This is a genomic window from Bradyrhizobium diazoefficiens (assembly GCF_016616885.1).
Lineage (GTDB): Bacteria > Pseudomonadota > Alphaproteobacteria > Rhizobiales > Xanthobacteraceae > Bradyrhizobium > Bradyrhizobium diazoefficiens_F.
This window is the reverse complement of the sequence record NZ_CP067102.1, coordinates 4,945,735-4,968,410: the sequence shown is the minus strand read 5'-3', so window position 1 is coordinate 4,968,410 and position 22,676 is coordinate 4,945,735. Positions and strand designations below refer to the sequence as shown.

Sequence of the window (22,676 nt, the reverse complement as noted above, 5' to 3'; positions counted from 1 at the left end):
CTGGCGGTGGCGCCCAATTGAACCATCTCACACGCACGCTCGCGTCAATGCTGCGATAAAACAGCTGGGGCACCGACAGTGCACTAATTAATTTAGTGCACGGTCACCGCAGCCCGCTCTTCGAACGGCGCCGATACGCCGATCACTGCTCCTTCCTGAACAAATCCTGGAAGATGAGCTGGCCCCAAACGCGGCGGCGTGCGTGCACCAGCGCGCCACCCTCGTTGAGCTTGCCCAGCTTGACGGGTGCGAACCCGAGTTTTTTGGCCAAGGCCGCCACGGGAGCGGTCGCGTCTTCGTCGTCGCTCGACAGAAAGACGACCCGGTGGCCGCCCTCGACGATCGGATCGGCAGCCAGGGTGGCCGCAATCAGGTGATTGAAACCTTTCACGAGCTTGGCGCCGGTGAACGCCTTCGCGACAAAGGCGGAGGACAGAAGACCGTCCAGCTCCTCAGCGGGAACTAACGCGTTCATCGCGTCGATGACCGTCTTGCCTTTCCAGCTCGGCAGGGCCTTCGCAACCTCGCGATGCTCCCCGAACGGGACCGCCAGGATAATTGTGTCGGCCTCGACTGCTTCCCGCAGCGACTTGGCGACGACGGTGGGTCCAATCGCCCGCGCCAGCGGTGCCAACGCGTCGGGCGGCCGGCGGCTCGCGACGGTCACGTCGATGTTTTTACGGGCGAAGGCACGGGCGAGGGCCTGGCCAATCTTACCGAAGCCTACAATTGCGTAGCTCATAATGCTTCTCCTTTCAGATGGCCGAGAAGCCGCCGTCGACAGACAACTCCAGTCCGTTCACGAAGCTCGAATCCTCTGATGCAAGAAACAGCGCGGCCGCCGCAATTTCCTCAGGACGACCCATCTTTCCCCGCGGGATCAGGGATTCGAACATCCGCTTCGCCTCTTCGGTCAGAACCTGGTCCTGCATCGGCGTGGCGATCGGCCCCGGGTGCAGCACGTTCACCCGGATATTCCTGCCCTTCAGTTCGTTGAGCCACCCGCGTGCGAATGCGTGCAACGCCGCCTTGCTCGCCGCATACACGCTGTAACCAGGAAAACCTTTCAGCGAAGCAACAGACCCGGTCATGAAGATCGATCCGCCATCGTTGAACAGCGGCAGCGCCTTCTGAACCGTAAACAGCGTGCCGCGCGTATTCAGGCCGAAGGTCGCATCGAAATGCTGCTCGGTAATCTCGCCCAGTGGGACGGCTTCGCCTATGCCGGCGCTCGCGTACAGGACGTCGATCCTGCTCTTGTCCCGCTTGACCGTGTCGAACAGACGGTCGAGATCGTCGAGATTGGCCGCATCGCCGCGCACGCCGGTCACGTTCCGGCCAATCCGCTCGACGGCCTCGTCGAGCGCCTCCTGCCTCCGGCCCGTGATGAAAACATAAGCGCCTTCTTCAACGAACCGCTTGGCGCTCGCCAGCGCCATGCCGCTTGATCCACCCGTGATGACTGCAACCTTACCGTCCAACTTTCCCATAACTTCTCCTTTCAGGCTCCGCCTTTGGTCGCTCGGGGAGGGCCCCGAGGACCTGGAGATGGGTCCGCGGGCGTCAGGCGTTGAGTGCGGAAGCGCGCACATCGGTGGTGCGAAATCGATCCGGCTGGACGACTGATCTCGGCCGCGACGATCGGTATCCGCCGTTCGGAATGAGACCGCACGCGTCGACATAGGCCACAATGACCGCCATATTACTGTTCGATGGGCTCGATACGGGCTTTGGAAGGGGCACCGCGCGGTGCCGGATTGCACCATGATCGACTGGGATGACGTTCGTTATTTTCTGGCCGTCGCGCGTGGAGGCTCGGTCCGGGCTGCCGCGGAGCGCCTCGGGGTGAATCACTCAACCGTGCTGCGACGCATCGCCCAGCTCGAGCAGCGCCTCGGGGCGCACATGTTCGAGAAGTTGCCTTCGGGCTACCGCCTGACGACTGCGGGCGAAGAGGTCCTCGAGTTCGCGGACCAGATGGAAGCGTCGTCGCACCAGCTGGAGACGCGCGTCTTCGGGCGCGACCAGAGCGTGCGCGGGCTTCTGCGGGTGACGCTGGCGCCGTCCCTCGCGACACGCCTGCTCATGCCGGACTTCGCCGATTTCGCGCGTCTGCATCCGGATATCGAGATGGACATCTTGTCGTCCGGCGAGCTGGCAAATCTGACCAACCGGGAGGCCGACGTCGCGATCCGCGTCGTCTACGACCGCAAAACCCTGCCGCTCAATCTTCACGGCCTGAAGGGGCCGGAGCTGTGCGGCGGCGTCTACATGTCCCGCGATCGACTGGCCGCGTGGCGCGCGGGCGCGCCTGATCCCATCCGGTGGATCGTCATAAGCATTCATGGAATTCCGGACTGGGCCCGTGAGGGTGAGGTTCGCGCCACGGGGGTACCATTCAGGACCACGGACGGCGAGGCGCAGATCGCTGCAGTACGCCAAGGGCTCGGGATGACGACACTGCCGTGCTTCGTCGGCGATGCCGACCCCCACCTGGTGAGGGTGCCGGGCACCGACCTGCACATGTACGGAACGGTGTGGCTTCTCACGCGAGGGGAGACACGCAAGACGAAGCGCGTGCGGCTCTTCACCGAGTTCGTGTCCCACAGGCTCGCCGCGTACGCGCCGCTTCTCGCGGGACTGTCCGTATCGCGCGACGAGGACGGCTTCTAGGAGGGTATCTCCTGCGCGATCTCCCACATATGACCGGATGGGTCGGAAAAGACGGCGGTGCGACGACCCCAGGGACGATCGATGGGGCCATTTACCAAGTCTATGCCGCTTTGCCGCAGCTTCGCGCAGGCTTCATCAACATCGTCGACGCGAATGGTCATGAGCATGCGAGGTCCGGCGCTTGAAGCAGCAGGCACGACCGGCTGCACGAGCTGCGGTGCTTCCGTCTCCTGTAGCAAATTGACCATGACGCCACCGAGCCCGATCACGCTGCATACGGCGTCAGAATAGATCGGCCTGGCGTCGAACACAGCCTCGTAAAATGTCCTCGCGCGCGAGAGGTCGTCAACGAAGAGGGTCACGCACTCGAGATTGTTCAAGCTTTTCATTCGCGGGGCCTCGGTTGACCGGCCGGTCTTTTGACGAAAGATAATAACGTATGTACTCAATTGGACCATAGGGCTAGGCCATAAGGCCAGCGCAAGGGATGGCCAGGTATCGCTTCCGCTCCACCCATCCTTCGAACTGTAAGCAATCGTCGGAAATTTCGCCGCGATGCCTTCCAGACCGCAAGATCGGTCGAGCGCATCACGGCCATCCCGGCCTAACTCGAGCCGCCACGGAGGAGGGACGATGACGGAGGCACTGCAACACTATCAGGCCCGGATGCGGCGGGTGCTGGACCATATCGACCGGCATCTCGACGCGGATCTGGACCTGGACGGCTTAAGCGCCGTTGCGGCCTTCTCGAAATTTCACTTCCACCGGCAATTCACGGCGACCTTCGGGTTGTCAGTGCATCGCTATGTCCAGCTCGCGCGTCTGAAGCGCGCGTCGCATCAGCTGGCCTACAATGACGCTTTGGGCGTCACCGACATCGCGATGGATGCTGGTTACGACGCACCTGACGCCTTCGCCCGCGCCTTTCGGCAACGGTTCGGGCAATCACCGTCGTCGTTCCGGAAATCGCCGGACTGGGAGCCGTGGCTTGCGGCCTTCGGGCCTCTCGACAATGCGAGGAGCAAGCTCATGCAGAAGAACTTCACGACTGGCGACGTGACGATACGCGATGTGCACCCCACGCGGGTGGCGATCATGGAGCATCGGGGGAGCCCGGAGACGCTTGGTGACACGATCCGGCGGTTTATCGCGTGGCGCAGGGCCGCCGGCCTGCACCCCAGGACAAATCCGACCTTCAATGTCTGGCATTCCGAGGGGCGTCCCGCGCAACAGGACGAATATAGCATCGATCTTTGTGTCGGGACCGACCAACCGATCGAGGCGAATGGCGAAAAGATCAAGGCCGGCGAGATCCCCGGCGGACGCTGCGCGGTGCTGCGCGTCGTCGGCTTCACCGACAATCTGGAGCCCGCCGCGCTCTATCTCTATCGCGACTGGCTTCCGGCCAGCGGCGAGGAAGCACGCGACTTCCCGATCTATTGCCAGCGGCTGAGCCTGTTCCCGGAGGTGCCGGAGCACGAGGCGGTCGCGGACGTTTTCCTGTCGCTGAAGTAGCGTGCTTCGTAGGGCGGATTTGCCCGCGGCTGCGCGAAGCGCAGTCCGCCGGGGTAATCTGCCATCACTCAACGTGGCGTGCTCAGGATGGCGGATTGCGCTTCGCTGATCCGCCCTACGTTCTACGCGTTCATCTTCCGAGCGCCATTGCGATGCGCGAGGTGAGCAGCTTGATGATGAAGCTTGGCGGAAAGCGATTGTAGCTCGGCACATCGTCCACAAGCACAACACCATCCGGTTTGAACTTCGTGCAGATCCGAGCCTGCAGGGGCGGCGGGTCGCCGTGGAATCGCGCCCGGTAGGCCGAGACCCAGTGCGGGCCGCGATCGAAATTCACGAACATCGCCGAATTGCAGCACGTTGCGACAACCCTGTTGGTCGGCGACGTCTCCTTGAGCTTATGACGCTTCAGGCGTTCGGCTCCCCTGGAGCATTCGAACCGGTCGTTGCGGTAAAGCGTATAGGCCGTCCCGCCGTCGGGATCGCGCACAGCGGGGGCGTTCGGCAGAGCCTCGATCTCGGCCGCACCCTTTTGGCAGTCATCGCAATAACAGGCGGCGCTGACGATAGGCTTGCCGAACGCTCTGACTTCGACTTCACCGCAGGCGCATGTTGCGATCATGCTGGGAGCAGGGGGCATGTTGGCTATCACCACGAGGATGGATCACTCCGACATCCTCTCGCGCATTCCGCTGAAGAAGTCCACCAGGCCGAACGGGGCGCGTTCGCCGAGGCAGAGCTCCAGGATCTCGTGCGCGCCGACTGCGGCTGACTGGCTGCGCGGGAACAGCGCGGCTTCGTAAGTCGCAAGTGCCGCCTCGATGTCGTCTGGGTGCGCAACGATAGCCTTGCCGAGCTCGGCGCCGTCGAGCATCGCGAGGTTTGCGCCGTCGCCGGCCGGCGGCATCACATGCGCTGCATCGCCGAGCAGCGTCATCCCACCCACGCGCTCCCAGCGATGGTCGTTGGGCAGCGTGTGGAGCATGCGCAGCACCGGCGGCGTATCTGCGTCGGTGATCAGCGCGGTGAGCGCCGGCGCCCAGCCGTCGAATTCGGCCGCGACGCACGCCGTTGCGGTGGGGACATCGGTAAAATCGATCGCGGTGAACCATTCGGCGGGACGTTTCAGCGCGATGTAGACGTGAAGCGCGCTGTCCGGCTCGCGGTGCGCGAAGATGCCTTTGCCAGGAGCGTTCGCGAACAGGGCGCCGCCGCCGACCGCCTCAGCCGCAGCACGATGCCGTGCGTCCGCATCGTGCAGATAAGTCTCGATGAAGGACGCGCCGACATATGTGGGCGTCGTGTCCGACAGCAGCGGCCGCACCTTCGACCACGTACCGTCAGCGCCGACGAGGAGATGTGTGCTCGCGCTAAAACCGTCGGCGAATGTCAGCTCATGCCGCCCGCCGCCGCGTGCAATGACGCGCGCAAGCTTCTTGCCCCACCGGATGGTCTCCGCGGGCAGGGACTCCAGCAGGATGCGCCGCAGCGCACCGCGGCGCACCTCGGGCCGTCCGCCCGTGCCGTCGTCTTCCTCGTCGAGCAGCACCTTGCCGTTCTGGTCGAGCACGCGCGAGGCCTGGCCGCCCTCGTGGATAAGGCTGCGGAATTCCTCGAACAGGCCTGCGGCCTTCAGCGCGAGCTGCCCGCTGTCGTCGTGGATGTCGAGCATCCCGCCTTGCGTCCGCGCCATCGGCGAAGCCTCGGCCTCGTAGACGGTGACGGGAATGCCATGCAGGTAGAGCACGCGGGCGAGGGTGAGGCCGCCAAGGCCTGCACCGACAATTGTGACCGGGGGCGTCATCAGGTTCTTTACCAAAGACAATGGAACGACGTTCCATATTATTGGAACATCGTTCCATTCATGTCAAGATGGCGACCATGGCGAAGAAGACTCACCGGATTGAACGGCGCACCGACGCGCTCTCGCGGGAGCGGATTATCGCGGCCGCGATCGAGATTCTCGACAGCGGCGGCGAGGGCGCGCTGACCGTCCGCGCGCTCGCGGCGCATCTCGCAACCGGCAGCGGGGCGATCTACTGGCACGTTGCCGACAAGGGCGACCTGCTTGCGGCTGCGACCGACGAGGTCATCGCCCGCGTCATGTCCGAGGTGGCCGGCGGCGCCAAGCCGCGCGATGCGATCCGCGCCGTCGCGCTCGGCGTGTTCGACGCGATCGATGTCCATCCCTGGGTCGGTGCGCAGCTCTTTCGCGAGCCTTGGCGGCCCGCGATGCTGGAGATCATCGAAAGCGTCGGCGGACGGCTCCAGGCGCTCGGCGTACCCCACGCCGCGCAGTTCGATTCCGCGTCGGCGCTGGTGCACTACATCCTCGGCGTTGCCGGACAGAACGCCGCGAACGCCCGCGTTCATGCCCCGGATACGGATCGATCGGCTTTCCTCGCCTCGGTCGCAGCGCAGTGGGAAGCGCTCGATCCTGCGAAATATCCATTCGTGCGCCAGATGGCGACGCAGCTCCGCGACCACGACGATAGCGCGCAATTTCTCGCGGGCGTCGATTTGATCCTGGCAGGGATCGGCACGGTCCGGTAGGGCGCACAGGGCGCATTCGCGAACTGCCCGGCATTCGGCCTCGAATATAAGACTTGACTTATATTAGTATAGATCGATATTCATCCTTGCTGACCGACAAGGAGGATCGTGATGGAGATCGACGTCGCCAGGGTCTTGGGGCTCGTTACGCGTTCGGTGACAAATTTCGAAAAGGACGGGAAGCCGGCCAGTGCGGTGACGCTGACGCGGCTCTACGACACCAGCGTTGACGATCTCTGGGACGCCGTGACCAGCAAGGAGCGCATTCCGCGCTGGTTCTTGCCAGTCGAAGGAGACCTCCAGCTCGGCGGAAAATACCAGCTCAAGGGGAATGCCGGCGGCACGATCATGGCGTGTTCGCCGCCGACCCATTTTGCAGCGACGTGGGAGTTCGGCGGCGCGGTGAGCTGGATCGACGTCAAGCTCACCGCAGAACGAAGTCAGGCGCGTTTGACGCTGGAGCACACCGCGATCATCGAGGATCATTGGAATCAGTTCGGTCCAGGTGCGGTCGGGATCGGTTGGGACCTCGCCATTGCGGGACTTGAGCGATATCTTGCGAGCGGGGCATCGGTCGACCATGAGACGGCCGAGGCGTGGATGGGCTCGCCTGCGGGCAAGGACTTTATGACGACAAGTGGCGAACATTGGCGCGCGGCGCACGTCGCAAGCGGCGTCGATCCTGTCTCAGCGAAGCAGCGCTCGGATCGTACCATCGCGTTCTATCGCGGCGAGATGCCGCCCGACATCGCACATCCCGGCACAGGAAGCTGATGCACGTCTTCGAAGTCCTCGCCGATCCCGTCCGCCGCCGCATTCTCGAATTGCTCGCGCCCGGCGAAATGGCGTCCGGTGAGGTCGTCGAAGTGATCGGGGCCGAATACGGGATCACGCAGGCGGCCGTGTCGCAGCATCTCAAGGTGCTGCGCGAGAGCGGCTTCGCAACGGTTCGCGCGGAAGCGCAAAGACGGCTCTATTCGGTTGACGTTGCGGGTCTCCGCGCGGTCGATGCCTGGATCGGCCAGTTCAGGAATTTCTGGGAGCCGAAGCTCGATGCGCTGGCGACGGAGATCGCGCGCGGCAAACGCGAGCGTCGCAATGCACCAATGACCAAGCGGGGCGGGAAAAGGGCCTGAGCTTCGCGCAGCTGCGGGCTAACCAATCCGCTCTACGGTCGCGACATTTTCTCGTACTTCTTGATCAGCCGCTCCCGCTTCAGCCGCGACAGCCGCTGGATCCAGAAGATGCCGTCGAGCTGGTCGATCTCGTGCTGGTGGCAGACGTGAGAGAGGGCTTATCCGGATTGATCGAGTTTTGATCTGAGCGCTTCATACTGTTGACTGAGAATTGCGTGCTGCCGATCCAGTTCGAGGATACGAGCGCGCCGAACACTAGGGTTCATTTCAGTCGTTATGGATTGTTTTACATATGCGCTCGGCGAGAACGAAGATATCTCAGGGTCGAACCGCTCGAATGAAACAACTTGCGAGAATCCGTCTTCGTTCTGCCAGTCGGAATACCTCGATCTAATTCGCTCAATAGTATCATCCGTCAAAGTCACTCGATTGCCGTCGCGAGCCCCTTGTCCTCGGGCTTCTACAAAGAGTGCTCGTCCTCTTTGGTCGTCAGGTTTTCGACGGTTCAGAATAAGTATGGCCGTTCCAATGGCGGTCGCTGGTGCGAACAGCCGCTCCGGCAACCCTATAATTGCCTGCAGCATGTCAGTCGAGGCCAATGCTTCGCGTAGCTTCCGGTCCGTCCCTGCGCGCGACAGGAAGCCGTTAGGCACCACGACTGCAGCAATTCCTGAGCTTGAGAGCCAGTCCGCTATTTTGTTCACATATGCAGTTTCGCTTACTACTCGTCCAACGAACTCGACGCCAAGTTTAGGTGAGTGCGGCGGCATCGCTCTATCGGCTTCGATCTGTTGTCCGAAAGGTGGATTCGTCAAAATCATATCAAATCCGCCGTCTGGCATGCAGCGATCCGATGCTGCGTCATTGAGCGCATTACCTTCAAGCAAAGTCACATTGGGGAGACCAAGCACTAGGAAACGCAATTGGGCCCATGCATGTGCCTCAGGGCTGATTTCTTGGCCCAATACTGCCGCCTGGCTATGCCTTTCGGCCATAGCCGCAAGCAAGCCGCCGGTTCCGCAAGCTGGGTCGAGAATAGAGGTCGGAAATCGATTTGCAAACAGTGAGTCGACGAGCCGAGATAAAGAGGATGGAGTGTCGTAGGGGTACTCAAAGCCGAGCTCATCCAATCTGGATGAGAACCAGTGAGCGAAACCCTCGAGCGGACAGGGCTCCAATGCGGTTTGGAGCCAACTCCCGAGTATACGCGGCTCGATAGCCTCGAACCGAGAGAAGATATTTCGGCTCAGCGGCCGCCCTCGAAGATTGCTTCGGTTCTCAATCTCGGCGGTTAGCGAGAGAACAAAGCGCAGCGGATCGACTATTCTATCGGCCAGTGAGACTTGTCGATCCAGGTACAAAATGCCGAGCAAAGCTAGGGGTTCTTTTAGAGCCAAGGATTTTGACGTGCGGCCAACGTCCATCATGGTCCGTAGCCGCCAGTCCCACTGTGCCCAATCGATCTGTTCAGCAGGCATCGTGAGGGTCCATGTGCCGAGCCACAATTTCCATGGCTTCCTCCTGACGTAGCTTGGCGCTTTCGACGGCGCATCGATATTGCTGTTCGGCTAGAAGAGTTAGACGAACAAGATCGGATTGAACCTCCTGAGGAGGAATCGGGATCGATAGTTCCTCAATCGCTCGGATGTTAAGTGCAGGCTGAGCGGTCCCCGTGACCTTGCTGAGCAGACGGGCTTGCGTGGATGGGTGGCGAAGGAAAACCCAAAGCAATTCTGGCTGGAGCACAGAATGCTCTCTAAGCCGAACGACAATAAAGTTGGCGCTCGCTACCGTATCAGAATGCGACGGAGGGATGACGGCGCATTTCATCAGCGTTCCCCTAGCACTTAGTAAGATGTCGGCAGGGCGCAGGCGCTGCCGTGAGTGCTGTTGCGTTTCAGGTAGATCGATCTTCTCAAGCCGGTCGACATCAAGGACGGCGTTTTCAACGACGTCCTTGATGTGAATGATCGGCACCGCTTCGATGCCTTGGGGGGTTTTGGAAAGGCGGCTCGCATTGACGCCCATGAAAAGGGATTTCGCGAGCGCTCTAAGAGGGATCGTCTTCATGGAGGCAATCTTAGGCTGGTCGTTCAGTATTTTCAATATTCCGTTTGACAGTATGATTCATACTGAGTAAATATTCCTCGTCTTGGCGATGGAGGAGGTGTCATAGTGTGGAATTTCCGACTCATTGTTGCGATGGTCTTTGCTATCGTCCTGCTGAGCGGAGCAGGGCTGGTTTGGCTCGCGATTAGCGGATTGGGCGGCCAGTCAGTAGATGCTGCCCAGGGGGTGCTTGCACATGCTTTCACCGCGGCTGTGGGCGCGCTCCTCGGACTGGTCGGAGCGCGCAGCGCTGGGTAATTGGATGCGGAAATGGCCGGCCTCGGCTCCGCGCACATCCGGGAGGTCGGCTGAGTGGAGTTCTTCGAGTTCGGTCGCTCGCCAATTCCTTACCGCCCCGACATCTTCTCATACTTCTTCACCAGCCGTTCGCGCTTCAGCCGCGACAGCCGCTGGATCCAGAATAGGCCGTCGAGCTGGTCGATCTCGTGCTGGTGGCAGACGGCTCGCAAGCCGTCGGATTCCTCAGCTCGCGTGTTGCCGTCGAGATCGCGATAGCTGATGCGCACGCGGGCGTGGCGCTGCACCTCGTCGTTGACGCCGGGCATCGAGACGCTGCCTTCCTTGTGCAGGATCATCTCGGGCGAGGCCCATTCGACTTGCGGATTGACGTAGGTCTGCGCGCCCATCTTGGCGTCGAGCTCGAGCACGACGAGCCGCAAGGGCACGCCGACATGCGGCGCGGTGATGCCGATGCCGGGCGCGGCGCGCATTGTCTCCAGCAGGTCGGCTGCCAGCTCGCGCAAGCCAGCGTCGAAGGCGGTGACGGGGCGGGCGGGCATGGTGAGCCGGCGGTCGGGGTAGCGGACAATCGGGCGAATGGTCATGCAGGCTCCTACCACTCACGGGGGAGTGAAGCACCCGGTTCTTGACGCCCTACCAACTGGAAGGTAGCTACCATCCATGACCAACGTTTCCTCGACTGCCGACGACATTCTGGCCTGCGCCCGCACGCTGATCATCGCGGGCGGCTACAACGGCTTTAGCTATGCGGACGTCGCCGAAGTCGTCGGCATCCGCAAGCCGAGCATCCACCACCATTTCGCCGGCAAGGTCGACCTGGTCCGCACGCTGGTGTCGCGCTATCGCGAGGAGGCCGAGGCGGGATTGGCGGCGCTCGAGCGCAACGTTCCGGACCCGCGCGAGCAGCTCAAGAGCTATGTCCGGTATTGGGAGGCGTGCATCGGCGATGCGAGGGCACCCTTTTGCGTCTGTGCGCTGCTGGCGAGCGAGCTTCCGATCCTGCCGGAGGAGGTGGCGCTCGAAGTCCGCTCGCATTTCCGCTCGCTGGCGTCCTGGCTGACGTCGGTGATGGAGCGCGGCAAGCGGAAGGGGCAACTGAAATTCTCCGGCACGGCCCGGGTCGAGGCTGAAGGATTCATGGCGACCATTCACGGCGCGATGCTGTCGGCGCGTGCCTATGGTGATCCCAAAATGTTCGGTGTGATCACCGCTCCGCTGCTGGATCGGCTGTCCGGGAAACACTGACATCGGCGAGACGACATACCCCGCGGGCGTCGGGGAAGGTATGTCGTCGCGCGTGAAATTACCAACTAGTAGGTAAAGGAGCGAAGGCAATGACGCAGCAAATGGATCTCGTGCGTGACGATCGCGAGCAATGGCTCAAGCAATACTACTTCCTCCGCGCGGCGTTCTCCGTCACCTGGGTCGTTGCCGCGTTTGCCGTCGCACCGTCGTCTGCGGCGATTGGCGGCGCGTTGCTCGTGCTCTATCCGGCATGGGACGCCGCAGCCAATTTTGTGGACGCCTTGCGCAGTGGCGGCCTCACTCAAAATCGCACGCAGGCGCTGAACGTTGTGGTCAGCCTCGCGACCACCATCGCGGTCCTTCTCGCCTTGCAAACGAGCATGAACTGGGTGCTCGGCGTCTTCGGCGCGTGGGCGATCCTGTCCGGCTTACTGCAGTTGGGGACGGCGATCCGGCGCTGGAAAAGTTTTGGCGCGCAATGGGCCATGGTGCTCAGCGGTGGTCAGTCGGCGCTCGCGGGCGGCTTCTTCATCTTTCAAGCCTCGACGCCTGCGGTGCCGTCGATCGCGAATGTCGCGGGCTATGCCGGGGTCGGTGCGTTCTACTTCCTGGTTTCGGCCGTATGGCTCATCGTCAGCGACTGGCGCCGGCGTGCGGCCGCGTGAGGCCTAGCAGGTGCTGTTCATTCGCCGGGGTAGGGCGTGCCGTCCTTGTGCAGGAACCGGCCATCCGATGCAGGGCTCATCATGTCGATGTCGGAGCACGTGATGAGATCGTCGGGTGAGCGCGAGCCGACCTCGAGATAAACGGCCTCCGCGTCTGACCGGTTGATCATGTGGTGGCCGTTGCCGCTGCCTTTCGGGAAGGCGGCACAGTCGCCGGCGCGCAACACGGTTTCGCCGTCGTTCTCGATCAGCACCACTTCGCCCTCGAGCACGTAGACGAATTCGTCCTCGTGCGAGTGCCAGTGCCGCTGGCTCGACCAATTGCCTGGCGGCAGGCGCATCAGATTGACGCCGAAATCCTTCAGTCCGCCCGCATTGCCGAGCCGTTGCCGGATGCGGTCTGCGCAAGCGGCGCTGAAGGGCGCGGGATAGCCGGAGCCCTTGCGGGCCGGGACGGCAGCGACGTCGATTTTTGGCATGGGCTGTTCCCCGGAACATATCTTTGAAACTTAAGTGAACCCAACGGGATATGCCAGAGGCATCGGTCCCGACTCTTTCCTTCAGCTGGTGAACCGGATTTCACGGCTACAATGACCTGGTCGAAACGGCTATGTTGCGCGCGGGATATCGGAATCGCTGCAAGTGCTCTCGGACGTTCTCAAGCGCAAGGAAATCTACAGTTACTTCAGCCGATCGGCGATGGAGAAGGCACACGCCTATCAGGCGCAGGGCCGCGTCTCGGGCGTGGAGGTCAGCGATGACCTAAGCCACGTCAGTTCCCAGGTGCGAGGCAGCGAATCGAAAAAATATCGCGTCGACATTCAGCTGGAGTTCGAGGACGACAGGCTCACCGACCTCGATGGCGATTGCAGTTGTCCGATGGCCTTCAACTGCAAACATGTCGCGGCGACGCTGCTTGAGGCGCTGAACGGCAAGGATTCTCTGAAATTGGCGTCTGTACCCGGCGCGCCGGCAGCCAAGCCCGCCAAGACGCAGGCGCCGTCGGCTCCGCCGGTCCTGGGTTTCGAGGTCGACAGCTGGATCGACAGTGTCGGCCGCGCGGCGCGGAGCAGCGACTATGCCGCCGATGAGAGCCAGCGATTGCTCTATTGCCTGCATCCGTCGGACGGGGCGATGCCTTATCTCGCGGTGTCCCTGCGATCGGTCCGGCTGCGCAAGGGCGGAGACTATGCCGACAATTACGGCAGTCCCAGCCCGTACGAGTTCAAGCCGGAACGGGCGCCCAAATACTTCCGTGATGTCGACGTCGACATCGTCGCGGAGGTACACAGCCGCGTCCGCAACTACTATTCCCAAGGGCCGTACCCCGAAGAGCTGTTGCGCCGGATCGTTGCGACCGGCCGCGCGTTCTGGCCACAAGCGGGCGCCGTTGGGCTGGGGCGAGGCGCGCGAGGGTCGGATCGAATGGAAGCCGGGCAGCGGGCGCGGCGTTGCGCCTCACCTCGTCGTGCCAGGGGCAGTCGCGCTCAATGCCGAACCGCCGGTCTATGTCGAGGAAGCCAATGGTGTGATCGGACCCGTGCAGCTCGGTCTGCCGCCGCGGCTCGCCTGCCAGTTCCTGGCTGCACCTTCGATTCCGCGCGCGAAGCTCGAAGAGGTGTCGCGCCGCCTGAGCCAAAGGCTGCCCGAGCTTCACCACGGCCTCCTGCCGGTGCCTCCGGCGACTGCAGTGCTCATCGATGAGGATCCACGTCCCGTGCTGCGGCTGAAGCTCGGGCATGTCGGTCCAAGCTATTATTACTATCGCAACAAGAGCGAACACTCCGGTCCCGCCGCCGTGGCCAGCCTCGGCTTCCGCTACGGTGCGTTTGACATCGATCCGAGCCAGCGAGCGAGCCGGCTGGAGCTGTTTCAAGGCGGGCAGGTCTATGCGATCGCACGCCGGCAGGGGAAAGAGAAGCAGGCGCGCAAGCGCCTTTCCGATACCGGTCTGGCCGATGCCAGGTCGGCGTTTCCGCTGCTCGACTACCGTCATGCCACGGATCTCACGCTGAGCGACCAGCGCGGCTGGTTCGATTTTCTCGCGCGGCACGCCGAGCAGCTGAGATCGGAAGGCTTCGAGATCCTGATCGACGACGATTTTCCGTTCCGGCTCGCGGACTCCTCGGGTGAGTTCGATGCGACGCTCGAGACCAGTGGCATCGACTGGTTCGAGCTGGCACTCGGCATCGAGATCGATGGCGAGCGACGCGATCTCGCCCCGCTTCTCGCCGCGCTGGTTTCGGCGCCCGGCTTCAGTCCCGAATTGTTGACCCAACTCGCCGGCAAGGGCGAACGTTTCCTTCTGCCGCTGGCCGACGGCCGGCATCTCGCGCTGGCTGCCGACCGCTTCCTGCCGCTCGTGCTGGCGCTGCACGGCTTGCACATGAGCGGCGCATTCGATGACGCCTCCAGCAAGGTCAGGCTATCGCGCGCCGAAGTCGTTCCGCTGCTCGGCGTCGAGAACGAGCATTTCGCTTTTCGGAGCGCCGACAATCTCCGGCGGCTTGCGGGCCTGCTCCAGACGAGAGGGCTGACTGCGCCGGAATTGCCGTCGACCTTTCGCGCCACGCTTCGGACCTATCAGGCCCAGGGCGTGGCATGGCTCGACCTGCTCCGCGAGAGCGGGTTGGGCGGAATCCTCGCCGACGATATGGGGTTGGGCAAGACCGTCCAGATCCTGGCTTTGATTGCGCTGGAGAAGGCGCGAGGTCACCTCGCCAATCCCGCGCTGGTCGTCGCACCGACCAGCCTGATGACGAATTGGTCCGCCGAGGCGACAAGGTTCGCGCCCGACCTGAAGGTGCTCGTCCTGCACGGAGCGGATCGCAAGCACAAGTTTGATGCCATCGGGGACCACGATCTGGTCCTGACCACCTATCCGCTGATTGCACGGGACCGCGAAACTCTGCTGGCGCGGGAGTGGCACATGGCGGTGCTGGATGAGGCGCAGACGGTCAAGAACCCTGATGCTGCGACCACGCGATGGCTGCGTGAGACGAAAGCGAAGCACCGCTTCTGCCTCACGGGCACGCCGATGGAAAATCACCTCGGGGAGCTCTGGTCGATCATGAGTTTCGTCAACCCGGGTTATCTCGGCGACAAGGCCGCCTTTTCGCGCCGGTGGCGCACGCCGATCGAGAAGCGTGCCGACAAGGTGCGAACGACGGCGCTGGCGCGCCGCGTCAAGCCTTTTCTGTTGCGCCGTACCAAGACGGAGGTGGCGACGGAGCTGCCGGCCAAGAGCGAGATGGTCGAGACCATCGTGCTGGAAGGACCGCAACGCGACCTCTACGATTCGATACGACTCACGATGTCACGCAAGGTTCGCGAGGCCATCGCCAAGCGCGGCCTCGCCAAGAGCCATATCGTGGTGCTCGAGGCTCTGCTGCGGATGCGGCAGGCCTGTTGCGATCCGGCATTGCTGAAACTGAACGACGGCCTCGATCGTCCGTCCGCCAAGCTCGATCGTCTGATCGAGATGGTGGGAGAACTGCTGAGCGAGGGGCGCAAGATCATCGTCTTCTCGCAGTTCACCTCCATGCTCGATCTGATCCGGAAACGCTTCGACGCCGACGGTCTGCGTTACAGTCTGCTCACCGGCGAGACGAGGGACCGCAAGGCGGCGATTGAGGCCTTCCAGGGCGGCACGGCCGATGTTTTTCTGATCAGCCTGAAGGCAGGCGGTGTCGCCCTCAATCTGACTGCTGCCGATACCGTCGTCATCTTCGATCCCTGGTGGAATCCTGCGGTCGAGGAACAGGCAATTGATCGGGCATATCGGATCGGGCAGGACAAGGCCGTCTTCGTTTACAGGCTGGTGGCTGCGGGAACCATCGAGGAGAAGATGGACGAGCTCAAGGCCAGGAAGCGCGCGCTCGCCGACGGCCTGTTCGATCGCGACGGCGGCATAGCATCGGCCCTTACGGAGGGCGACGTGAACGCGTTGTTCGACGCGTAGCCGGACGCGGGAAGACCGGCGCTTTCGGTGTAATGGGATTCGCGGCTTGCCATCGCAAGTCCCCTGCATCGCAATTGATGCGCATCGTAAGTCATTGATACCGCTGCGGTTGGCTACTGTGCATGGGGTTGTTTTCGGCATCTTGCCGGCGGGTCACGAGTGCCTGCCTTAAAAAATGTCGCAATACCTGTCTGCTTTCGCCATTTCCATTCGTCTTCCACCCAGACAGACCTGACGGGAGACAACGATGACTGGTTCCTCTTATCGCTGGGTGATCGTCGCCGCTGGCGGCCTGCTTGGCTGTGTCGCGATCGGCGGCATGTTTTCGCTGCCGGTGTTCCTTCAGCCGATCGCCAAGGACACCGGCTGGTCGGTGACCGGCATTTCCAGCGCGATGACGATCGGCTTCCTGGCGATGGCCTTCACCAGCATGGCCTGGGGCACGTTGACGGATAGGTTTGGTCCGCTGCCGGTGGTGCTGACGGGATCGACCGTGCTGGCGCTGAGCCTGTTCGCCGCGAGCCATGCGACCTCGCTCATCGTGTTCCAGTTCGTGTTCGGCCTGCTGGTCGGCGCCTCCTGCGCGGCGATCTTCGCGCCGATGATGGCGACGGTCACCGGCTGGTTCGATACCCAACGCGGCCTCGCGGTGTCGCTGGTATCCGCCGGCATGGGCGTGGCGCCGATGACGATGGCGCCATTCGCGGCCTGGCTCGTCTCCAACCACGACTGGCGTACCGCGATGCAGATCGTGGCGCTGGTCGTCGCTGTCATCATGATCCCGGTCGCGCTCCTGGTCCGCCGTCCGCCGGCGCTGGCGCATGCGCCGGTCGCGGCAACGGGCGGGGGCGGCCCGCAAGCCGAGATGTCGGTGGGCGAAGCGCTGCGCTCGCCGCAATTCATCATCCTGCTCGCCACCAATTTCTTCTGCTGCGCCACCCATTCCGGTCCGATCATCCACACCGTCAGCTATGCCGTGAGCTGCGGCATCCCGCTGATCTCGGCGGTGACGATCTACAGCGTCGAGGGGCTGGCCGGTCTCGGTGGCCGTATCGCCTTCGGTCTGATGGGCGATCGTCTCGGCGCCAAGCGCGTGCTGGTTTCGGGCCTGCTCGCGCAAGCCTTCGGCGCGCTCGCTTATGTCTTCGCCCATGAGCTCACGACCTTCTACATGGTCGCAACCGTGTTCGGCTTCATCTATGCCGGCACCATGCCGCTCTATGCGGTGATCGTCCGCGAAAACTTTCCGCTCAAGATGATGGGCACCGTGATCGGCGGCACCGCGATGGCCGGCAGCCTCGGCATGGCGACGGGCCCGCTCGCCGGCGGCCTGATCTACGATGCGTTCTCCAGCTATGCCTGGCTCTATATCGGCTCCTGGGCGATGGGCTTAGGCGCGTTCCTTATGGCGATGACGTTCCGCCCGTTCCCGAAGACGCAAGCTCAACCCGCGCCAGCACCAGTGGCGGCATGACGAGAATGAGGCGCAGCCTCAGAGCTGCGCCTCGATCGCGGCCTTGTCGATGACCGACCACACCTGGCGGATCTTTCCGTCGCGGAACTCGTAGAAGACATTTTCGCAGAAGGACACGCGCCGACCATTCACGGCGAGGCCAAGGAATGTCCCGATCGGGGTGCAATCGAACTTCAGCCGGGCAGCGATGTTGGGAGGCTCGGAGATCAACAGCTCGATGTCAAAGCGCAGGTCCGGAATCTCGCGAAAGTCCTGCTCCAGCATCGCGCGATAGCCTGCCAACCCGAGCGGTCGCGAATTGTGGTCGACCGTTTCATGCACAAACTGGCCGAGCGCAGGCCAATCCTGCCGGTTCAGGCAGGCGATGTAGTCGCGATAGATATCGGCGAGCTCGGCCCCGGTCATGGCGATACTCCTGCGTACCGAGCCCAACGCGGACGCAGGGAAATCGGCGCGCCGCTCACAGACGCTTTTCGAAGAACAGGTCCGGGTAGGGGTCGTCGTTAAAGCGCGGGATTTCGCGCCAGCCGGTGGTGCGATAGAGCTGGCCGGCTTCCGGCAGCGCGCTATTGGTGTCGAGCCGCAGCAGCGCGATGCCGAGTGTGCGTGCGGCGTCCTCGGCCGCCTCCATCAGGCGCTTGCCGAGGCCCAATCCGCGCGCGGAGGGCGCGACCCACAGCCGCTTGATCTCGGCATAGAAGTGATCCGTTCCCTTCAAGCCGACGCAGCCGATCGGCAGCGTATCCGACATCGCCACGATGAAGCCGCCGCGCGGCCGGCGCATGTCCTTGGCATTGGGGTCGCGCGACAGCGAGACGTCAAAGCCCTGTTTGAAGCGGCGGCCGAGCTCCGCGTAATATTCCTTCAGGCAGTAGCGCGACGGCGGAGGTCACGGCACGGTTGAAGCGGCGGACGCGGGAGATGGGATCGAGCATTATCTGACTTTAGTCAGATATCGCGAGCTGGTCAATCCACCCGGGCCACGAGTGCATCTCATCTAAAAATGATGCACGCCGAGCGCCGAGAACGCGCCGTCGTGCAGATCGTGGCCATCGGTCGGTTGGCCGAGAAAGCCAAGATGCAGCGTCACCGGCGGCAGCGCCGCCATCGGCACCGCGCCGGCGGTGTCGAGGCCGCCGATATCGACGTGTGTCGTCGAGCTGTCATGGGGCGACGCCAGCGGCGTGCTGACGATATCCGTGACCAGCGCGCTGAACAAATCGGGGGAGGAAGCCTCGTGCACGTCACTTCCGACGGAATGCAGCAGGCCGCCGAGGAGACCGGTGACGCTGTCGGTGAGTTGGCCAATCGTTCCGGTCACCGTGGATGTCAGCTGCGACACCGTCGTGCTCAGGCTGTCGAGCGTGTGCGAGACGGCGGACAGCGAGGTGTCGACGAAGTTCGTGATCGTGCTGCCGAGATCGTGCAGCGAGGATGATGGATCGATGGACGCGGACGTCGCGATGTCGGCGTGAGCGGAGCCGCCAGCGGCTTCTGTGGCATGATCGGACGCAACGGGAGCGTGGCTACCAATCGGGACGGTCGCGTTGACCGGGCTGTCCGTGATGGCAGCGACATCGGTATTTCCATCGGCATGCGGGATGTCGCCACTGGTCCCATCCACATGAAGTGTCGTCGAGGTCTCACTCGTGGGCGGCACGCTCACATCGGCATGCTGATCGCCTGAGGCGGGCTGATGATCGCCTGGTGTCACCTCGGCGCGCGCTGGATCGCTGGCATGCGCCGGCGGGGGCGGCACGTCGAACGGCGGCGGCTGCGCATCGTGGCCACCATGATGCCCGGCGGCCTCGGCCTCCTTCAGGAAGGCGACCAGCGCGGTCATGAACGCAATCGTCTCTTCCGTCGTGATGTGGCGGGCGATCTCCGCCTTTTCGGCGCGGCGGTTGTTCTGCTCGGATGCAGCCATTGGCTCCTCCTCAGCGTTCGCGGAAGGCACGGGTCAGCTCGTCGCGCAGCGGACCGAACAGATATTCGAATAGCGTGCGCGGTCGCGTCGGCACGATCACCTCAGCCGGCATGCCCGATTGCAGTTCGATGCGCGACTTCTTGACGTCGTCCGGCTCCAGCGAGACCTCGACCGCGTAATAGCCGGGGCCGCCGGCCCTGTCGTTGGTGACGCGGTCGGCCGAGACCGTTCGCACGGTGCCGTAAAGGCGGGGCCGCTCAATATAGTTGACGCCGGTCAGCCGGACCTCGGCGCGGCGGCCGACGGTGACGTCGTTGATGTCGGACAGCTTGAGTTGCGCATCGACGATCAGCGGATTGTCCGACGGCACAATATCCATCAGCTTTGCGCCCGGCTGGATCACGCCGCCTTCCGTGAAAACGTCGAGCCCGACCACCGAGCCGGTCGCGGGCGACCGGATCTGTGCGCGCGTCACGACATCGGTTGCGGCGTCGATCTTCGGCGCGAGTTCCGCGAGCTTGTTCTCGGTGGAGCGGAGCTGGTCGGTGATCTCGCTCATCCGGGCGCGCTCGGCCTTGGCGATCTCTGCGTCACTCTGCGAAATCTGCTGCTGCATGCCGGCGATGTTGGCGCGCTGCGCGCCGATATCGGCCTGGAGCTTGGCGTCCTCGCGCTGCAGCGCCAGGATCCGCGTCTTCGGCGTATAGCCCTGTTCGTACAGATGCTGCGCGCCGTTCATCTCGTCGGTCAGGAGCTCACGCTGCTTTTCAGTGCCGGTGAGCTGCGCCTGCGTGCCACCGATCTGCGCATTCAGCTCGGCGATCTTGCCCTTGAGCACGGATGTCTCGGCCTCGAACTGGTGTTTTCGCGCGGCCATCATCGCGATCTCATTCGCCATCGCCTGGCGCATAGCGGGCTTTGCATCCTTGGGATCGATGCCAAAGTCCGGCGCTGCATGGTCGTCGCGCTCGGCCATCAGCCGCGCTTCCGCCGCTCGGGCGGCATCGCGATCGGCGACCAGCACGTCGAGCTTGGCGCGCGGATCGCTGTCGTCGAGCACGAGCAGCAGCTGTCCCTTTTCGACATGGGCGCCGTCGCGCACAAGAAGCTGGCGGATGACGCCGCCATAGGGATGCTGCACGCTCTGGCGCCGGCCTTCCACCTGGAGATTGCCGCTGGCAATCGCCGCCCCCGAGATTGGCGCCAGGGTGCCCCACAGCGTCATCGCCGAGGCAAACGCGCCGACCACGATGGCGCCGACCAGCGCCGGACGTCCCGGCCGCGCATAGTAAGCGCGCTCGCGGTCGGCGATATAGGTCGCGGTGCTCATGATGCGGCCGCCCGCGCGGCTGCCTGCTGCTGCAAGGCCTGATAGACCTCGCCGGGCGGGCCGAGCATGTCGAGCATCCCGTTGCGGATCACCATCATGACGTCAACGATGTCGAGGATCGTGGTGCGGTGGGTAATGACGATGACGGCGGCGCCGCCGGCCTTGGCCTCGAGCAGTGCGGCCTTCAGCGCCTCCTCGCCGGGTGCGTCGAGATTGGCGTTGGGCTCGTCGAGCACGAGCAGCGGGGGGCGGCCAAGTAGAGCGCGTGCCAGGCCGAGCCGCTGGCGCTGTCCACCTGACAGGCCGACGCCGCCGACGCCGAGCCGTGTGTCGTATTGCCGGGGCAGATCCAGCACCATGTCGTGGATGCCGGCGCGGATCGCAGCGTCGATGATCTCGTCGGTCGAGGCGTCGCCGAAACGCGCGATGTTTTCACGGACGGTGCCGGCGAACAGGCCGACATCCTGCGGGAGGTAGCCGACATGACGGCCGAATTCGACGGGGTCCCAATGATTGTAGTCGAGGCCGCCGAAGCGCAAGCGCCCGGCGGCGGGCGCCATCGCGCCGACCAGGAGCCGTGCCAGCGTGCTCTTGCCCGAACCGCTCGGCCCGACGATGCCGAGCGCCTGGCCGCCGGCGAGCTCGAAGGACAGACCTTTCAGCACCGGCTCAGGCCGCGACGGCAATTCGCAGACAAGCTCGCGCACCTCGACCGTATTGCGTTGCTTCGGCACGATGGTCTGCGGCACGGTCAGGTCCACGGTCGCAAGCAGATTGCGCACCTCCGTGTAGGAATCGCGCGCGCCGATGAACTGCTTCCAGGTGCCGACCGCCTGCTCGACCGGAACCAGCGCACGGCCCATGACGATGCTGGCGGCGAAAATCGTTGCAGGCGTGATGGCGTGATCGATCGCGAGCCAGGCGCCGGTGCCGAGCATCAGGGACTGCAGCAGCAGGCGGAAGAAGCGGATCGACGACGTCATCACCGCGTTCTTGTCGCTGGCGATCGCCTGCTGCACCAGCATCGCTGAGCGCTGGCTCTGCCAGTTGCGCTCGACCGCCGGCTGCATGCCCATGGCGCGGATCACGTCGGCATGGCGCAGGACATTCTCGGTGAAGACGTAAGACTGGTTGCCGGAGGACTCGGCGTGCTTCATCGGCGAGCGGGTCAGAACTTCGTTCACGCCCGCTAGCCCGAGCAGCAGCAGCGCGCCGATGGTGGCGACGAGGCCGAGCAGGGGATGGATAAAGAACAGCAGCAGCAGGTAGATCGGAATCCAGGGCAGGTCGAACGCGAAATAGATGCCAGGCCCGGTGACGAAGGTGCGGAACTGGTCGAGATCGCGTAATTGCTGCGCGCCTCGCGAAGCGCCGCGCTCGGCCGATCGCACCACCAGCGCCTCGAACACCCGCGTCGACAGCTCCATGTCGAGCCGGATGCCGCAGCGGATCAGGATCCAGGCGCGCACCGCGTCGAGCCCGGCCATGGTCAGGAGCGCAATGGCGAGGATGAGGGTGAGAAGGACAAGGGTAGCGATGTTTTCGTTAAGCAGGACGCGATTGTAGACCTGCATCAGATAGAGCGGTGAGGAGAGATAGAGCAGGTTGATCGCGCTTGAGAACAGTCCGGCCCAGAGGAAATGCGGCCAGAGTTTTAGCAATGCGTCCCGGACGTCGTCGCCGCGCCGATACGGCGGCTCTGCCGCCTCATCCGCGACGGTCGAAAGTGCTGCCGCCATCTGAATGTCCTCAAGGTATAAAAGAAATCTGCGCCGGGACGCTGGCGGCTTGCGCGAAGCGTGACGTGGGGCAGACCGCCCCACGCCA

Annotated in this window: 22 protein-coding genes and 3 pseudogenes; 10 read left to right on the top strand and 15 right to left on the bottom strand. The window is 63.4% G+C overall.

Features of this window, described 5'->3' with window-relative positions; all coding sequences use genetic code 11:
* Positions 1-142 precede the first annotated feature (142 nt).
* Complete coding sequence (locus tag JJC00_RS23385) at positions 143-742, bottom strand: NADPH-dependent F420 reductase (RefSeq protein WP_246773889.1); 600 nt, start codon at positions 740-742, stop codon at positions 143-145.
* Between the two features lie 13 nt (positions 743-755).
* Positions 756-1,490, bottom strand: coding sequence for an SDR family NAD(P)-dependent oxidoreductase (locus JJC00_RS23380; RefSeq protein WP_200468273.1), 735 nt, complete (start codon positions 1,488-1,490; stop codon positions 756-758).
* Between the two features lie 274 nt (positions 1,491-1,764).
* On the opposite strand from JJC00_RS23380, the gene JJC00_RS23375 reads away from it, so the two are divergent.
* On the top strand, positions 1,765-2,673 hold the full coding sequence (locus tag JJC00_RS23375) for a LysR family transcriptional regulator (RefSeq protein ID WP_200468272.1): 909 nt from the start codon (positions 1,765-1,767) through the stop codon (positions 2,671-2,673).
* Here JJC00_RS23375 and JJC00_RS23370 read toward each other — a convergent pair.
* The gene (locus JJC00_RS23370) at positions 2,670-3,062 is read right to left on the bottom strand and encodes a VOC family protein (protein ID WP_200468271.1); all 393 of its coding nucleotides are present in this window, start codon (positions 3,060-3,062) and stop codon (positions 2,670-2,672) included. The two genes, JJC00_RS23375 and JJC00_RS23370, sit on opposite strands and share 4 nt — an antisense overlap.
* A 244-nt stretch (positions 3,063-3,306) precedes the next feature.
* Between JJC00_RS23370 and JJC00_RS23365 the strand changes: the two genes are divergently transcribed.
* Entirely contained in the window at positions 3,307-4,188 is an 882-nt protein-coding gene (locus tag JJC00_RS23365; protein ID WP_200468270.1) for an AraC family transcriptional regulator, read from the top strand.
* 130 nt (positions 4,189-4,318) lie between these two features.
* Here JJC00_RS23365 and JJC00_RS23360 read toward each other — a convergent pair whose 3' ends face one another.
* Together JJC00_RS23360 and JJC00_RS23355 are read right to left on the bottom strand one after the other, a co-directional pair.
* Entirely contained in the window at positions 4,319-4,828 is a 510-nt protein-coding gene (locus tag JJC00_RS23360) for a GFA family protein (RefSeq protein ID WP_200468269.1), read from the bottom strand.
* Positions 4,829-4,852: 24 nt separating this feature from the next.
* Positions 4,853-5,992 carry an FAD-dependent oxidoreductase gene (locus JJC00_RS23355; RefSeq protein ID WP_200468268.1) on the bottom strand — a complete coding sequence of 380 codons (1,140 nt, stop codon included), beginning with the start codon at positions 5,990-5,992 and terminating at the stop codon, positions 4,853-4,855.
* 77 nt (positions 5,993-6,069) lie between these two features.
* Between JJC00_RS23355 and JJC00_RS23350 the strand changes: the two genes are divergently transcribed.
* From JJC00_RS23350 to JJC00_RS23340, 3 genes are all read left to right on the top strand, one after another.
* Positions 6,070-6,741 (top strand): TetR/AcrR family transcriptional regulator, encoded by a 672-nt coding sequence (locus tag JJC00_RS23350; RefSeq protein WP_200468267.1) that lies wholly within the window; start codon positions 6,070-6,072, stop codon positions 6,739-6,741.
* A gap of 111 nt (positions 6,742-6,852) precedes the next feature.
* A complete protein-coding gene (locus tag JJC00_RS23345) occupies positions 6,853-7,515 on the top strand; it encodes an SRPBCC family protein (protein ID WP_200468266.1) in 663 nt (220 codons plus the stop codon).
* On the top strand, positions 7,515-7,877 hold the full coding sequence (locus JJC00_RS23340; protein ID WP_200468265.1) for an ArsR/SmtB family transcription factor: 363 nt from the start codon (positions 7,515-7,517) through the stop codon (positions 7,875-7,877). The genes JJC00_RS23345 and JJC00_RS23340 overlap by 1 nt, the downstream gene beginning before the upstream one ends.
* 32 nt (positions 7,878-7,909) lie before the next feature.
* Here JJC00_RS23340 and JJC00_RS23335 read toward each other — a convergent pair.
* The 4 genes and pseudogenes from JJC00_RS23335 to JJC00_RS23320 all read right to left on the bottom strand — a co-directional run.
* Positions 7,910-8,023, bottom strand: a pseudogene (locus JJC00_RS23335) (peptide deformylase); the annotation flags it as partial.
* Between the two features lie 12 nt (positions 8,024-8,035).
* Positions 8,036-9,304 (bottom strand): HsdM family class I SAM-dependent methyltransferase, encoded by a 1,269-nt coding sequence (locus tag JJC00_RS23330; protein ID WP_200468264.1) that lies wholly within the window; start codon positions 9,302-9,304, stop codon positions 8,036-8,038.
* Between the two features lie 40 nt (positions 9,305-9,344).
* Positions 9,345-9,947: a restriction endonuclease subunit S gene (locus JJC00_RS23325; protein ID WP_200468263.1), complete on the bottom strand. Its 603-nt coding sequence runs from the start codon at positions 9,945-9,947 to the stop codon at positions 9,345-9,347.
* A gap of 386 nt (positions 9,948-10,333) precedes the next feature.
* Complete coding sequence (locus tag JJC00_RS23320) at positions 10,334-10,831, bottom strand: peptide deformylase (protein ID WP_200468262.1); 498 nt, start codon at positions 10,829-10,831, stop codon at positions 10,334-10,336.
* A 76-nt stretch (positions 10,832-10,907) separates the two neighbouring features.
* On the opposite strand from JJC00_RS23320, the gene JJC00_RS23315 reads away from it, so the two are divergent.
* Complete coding sequence (locus JJC00_RS23315; protein ID WP_200468261.1) at positions 10,908-11,492, top strand: TetR/AcrR family transcriptional regulator; 585 nt, start codon at positions 10,908-10,910, stop codon at positions 11,490-11,492.
* Between the two features lie 89 nt (positions 11,493-11,581).
* Positions 11,582-12,157, top strand: coding sequence for a DUF308 domain-containing protein (locus JJC00_RS23310; RefSeq protein WP_200468260.1), 576 nt, complete (start codon positions 11,582-11,584; stop codon positions 12,155-12,157).
* A 17-nt stretch (positions 12,158-12,174) separates the two neighbouring features.
* Here JJC00_RS23310 and JJC00_RS23305 read toward each other — a convergent pair whose 3' ends face one another.
* Positions 12,175-12,636 carry a cupin domain-containing protein gene (locus JJC00_RS23305; protein WP_200468259.1) on the bottom strand — a complete coding sequence of 154 codons (462 nt, stop codon included), beginning with the start codon at positions 12,634-12,636 and terminating at the stop codon, positions 12,175-12,177.
* A gap of 220 nt (positions 12,637-12,856) precedes the next feature.
* Between JJC00_RS23305 and JJC00_RS38770 the strand changes: the two are divergent.
* From JJC00_RS38770 to JJC00_RS23295, 3 genes and pseudogenes are all read left to right on the top strand, one after another.
* A pseudogene (locus tag JJC00_RS38770) lies at positions 12,857-13,027 on the top strand (hypothetical protein); the annotation flags it as partial.
* Positions 13,028-13,547: 520 nt separating this feature from the next.
* Complete coding sequence (locus JJC00_RS23300; protein ID WP_246773888.1) at positions 13,548-16,118, top strand: DEAD/DEAH box helicase; 2,571 nt, start codon at positions 13,548-13,550, stop codon at positions 16,116-16,118.
* A 247-nt stretch (positions 16,119-16,365) separates the two neighbouring features.
* The gene (locus JJC00_RS23295) at positions 16,366-17,592 is read left to right on the top strand and encodes an MFS transporter (RefSeq protein ID WP_200468258.1); all 1,227 of its coding nucleotides are present in this window, start codon (positions 16,366-16,368) and stop codon (positions 17,590-17,592) included.
* Between the two features lie 18 nt (positions 17,593-17,610).
* Here JJC00_RS23295 and JJC00_RS23290 read toward each other — a convergent pair whose 3' ends face one another.
* The 5 genes and pseudogenes from JJC00_RS23290 to JJC00_RS23270 form a co-directional block, all read right to left on the bottom strand.
* The gene (locus JJC00_RS23290) at positions 17,611-17,997 is read right to left on the bottom strand and encodes an ester cyclase (protein ID WP_200468257.1); all 387 of its coding nucleotides are present in this window, start codon (positions 17,995-17,997) and stop codon (positions 17,611-17,613) included.
* A 55-nt stretch (positions 17,998-18,052) separates the two neighbouring features.
* A pseudogene (locus tag JJC00_RS23285) lies at positions 18,053-18,472 on the bottom strand (GNAT family N-acetyltransferase); the annotation flags it as partial.
* 117 nt (positions 18,473-18,589) lie between these two features.
* Positions 18,590-19,519, bottom strand: coding sequence for a hypothetical protein (locus tag JJC00_RS23280; RefSeq protein ID WP_200468256.1), 930 nt, complete (start codon positions 19,517-19,519; stop codon positions 18,590-18,592).
* 10 nt (positions 19,520-19,529) lie between these two features.
* Complete coding sequence (locus JJC00_RS23275; RefSeq protein ID WP_200468255.1) at positions 19,530-20,849, bottom strand: HlyD family type I secretion periplasmic adaptor subunit; 1,320 nt, start codon at positions 20,847-20,849, stop codon at positions 19,530-19,532.
* Positions 20,846-22,588 (bottom strand): type I secretion system permease/ATPase, encoded by a 1,743-nt coding sequence (locus JJC00_RS23270; protein ID WP_200468254.1) that lies wholly within the window; start codon positions 22,586-22,588, stop codon positions 20,846-20,848. The genes JJC00_RS23275 and JJC00_RS23270 overlap by 4 nt, the downstream gene beginning before the upstream one ends.
* Positions 22,589-22,676 lie beyond the last annotated feature (88 nt).

Bases quoted from the DNA above. Each gene is read 5' to 3' on its own strand.
- JJC00_RS23385 (WP_246773889.1), bottom strand. From the start codon at position 742: ATGAGCTACGCAATTGTAGGCTTCGGTAAGATTGGCCAGGCCCTCGCC.
- JJC00_RS23380 (WP_200468273.1), bottom strand. From the start codon at position 1,490: ATGGGAAAGTTGGACGGTAAGGTTGCAGTCATCACGGGTGGATCAAGC.
- JJC00_RS23375 (WP_200468272.1), top strand. From the start codon at position 1,765: ATGATCGACTGGGATGACGTTCGTTATTTTCTGGCCGTCGCGCGTGGA.
- JJC00_RS23370 (WP_200468271.1), bottom strand. From the start codon at position 3,062: ATGAAAAGCTTGAACAATCTCGAGTGCGTGACCCTCTTCGTTGACGAC.
- JJC00_RS23365 (WP_200468270.1), top strand. From the start codon at position 3,307: ATGACGGAGGCACTGCAACACTATCAGGCCCGGATGCGGCGGGTGCTG.
- JJC00_RS23360 (WP_200468269.1), bottom strand. From the start codon at position 4,828: ATGCCCCCTGCTCCCAGCATGATCGCAACATGCGCCTGCGGTGAAGTC.
- JJC00_RS23355 (WP_200468268.1), bottom strand. From the start codon at position 5,992: ATGACGCCCCCGGTCACAATTGTCGGTGCAGGCCTTGGCGGCCTCACC.
- JJC00_RS23350 (WP_200468267.1), top strand. From the start codon at position 6,070: ATGGCGAAGAAGACTCACCGGATTGAACGGCGCACCGACGCGCTCTCG.
- JJC00_RS23345 (WP_200468266.1), top strand. From the start codon at position 6,853: ATGGAGATCGACGTCGCCAGGGTCTTGGGGCTCGTTACGCGTTCGGTG.
- JJC00_RS23340 (WP_200468265.1), top strand. From the start codon at position 7,515: ATGCACGTCTTCGAAGTCCTCGCCGATCCCGTCCGCCGCCGCATTCTC.
- JJC00_RS23330 (WP_200468264.1), bottom strand. From the start codon at position 9,304: ATGATGGACGTTGGCCGCACGTCAAAATCCTTGGCTCTAAAAGAACCC.
- JJC00_RS23325 (WP_200468263.1), bottom strand. From the start codon at position 9,947: ATGAAGACGATCCCTCTTAGAGCGCTCGCGAAATCCCTTTTCATGGGC.
- JJC00_RS23320 (WP_200468262.1), bottom strand. From the start codon at position 10,831: ATGACCATTCGCCCGATTGTCCGCTACCCCGACCGCCGGCTCACCATG.
- JJC00_RS23315 (WP_200468261.1), top strand. From the start codon at position 10,908: ATGACCAACGTTTCCTCGACTGCCGACGACATTCTGGCCTGCGCCCGC.
- JJC00_RS23310 (WP_200468260.1), top strand. From the start codon at position 11,582: ATGACGCAGCAAATGGATCTCGTGCGTGACGATCGCGAGCAATGGCTC.
- JJC00_RS23305 (WP_200468259.1), bottom strand. From the start codon at position 12,636: ATGCCAAAAATCGACGTCGCTGCCGTCCCGGCCCGCAAGGGCTCCGGC.
- JJC00_RS23295 (WP_200468258.1), top strand. From the start codon at position 16,366: ATGACTGGTTCCTCTTATCGCTGGGTGATCGTCGCCGCTGGCGGCCTG.
- JJC00_RS23290 (WP_200468257.1), bottom strand. From the start codon at position 17,997: ATGACCGGGGCCGAGCTCGCCGATATCTATCGCGACTACATCGCCTGC.
- JJC00_RS23280 (WP_200468256.1), bottom strand. From the start codon at position 19,519: ATGGCTGCATCCGAGCAGAACAACCGCCGCGCCGAAAAGGCGGAGATC.
- JJC00_RS23275 (WP_200468255.1), bottom strand. From the start codon at position 20,849: ATGAGCACCGCGACCTATATCGCCGACCGCGAGCGCGCTTACTATGCG.
- JJC00_RS23270 (WP_200468254.1), bottom strand. From the start codon at position 22,588: ATGGCGGCAGCACTTTCGACCGTCGCGGATGAGGCGGCAGAGCCGCCG.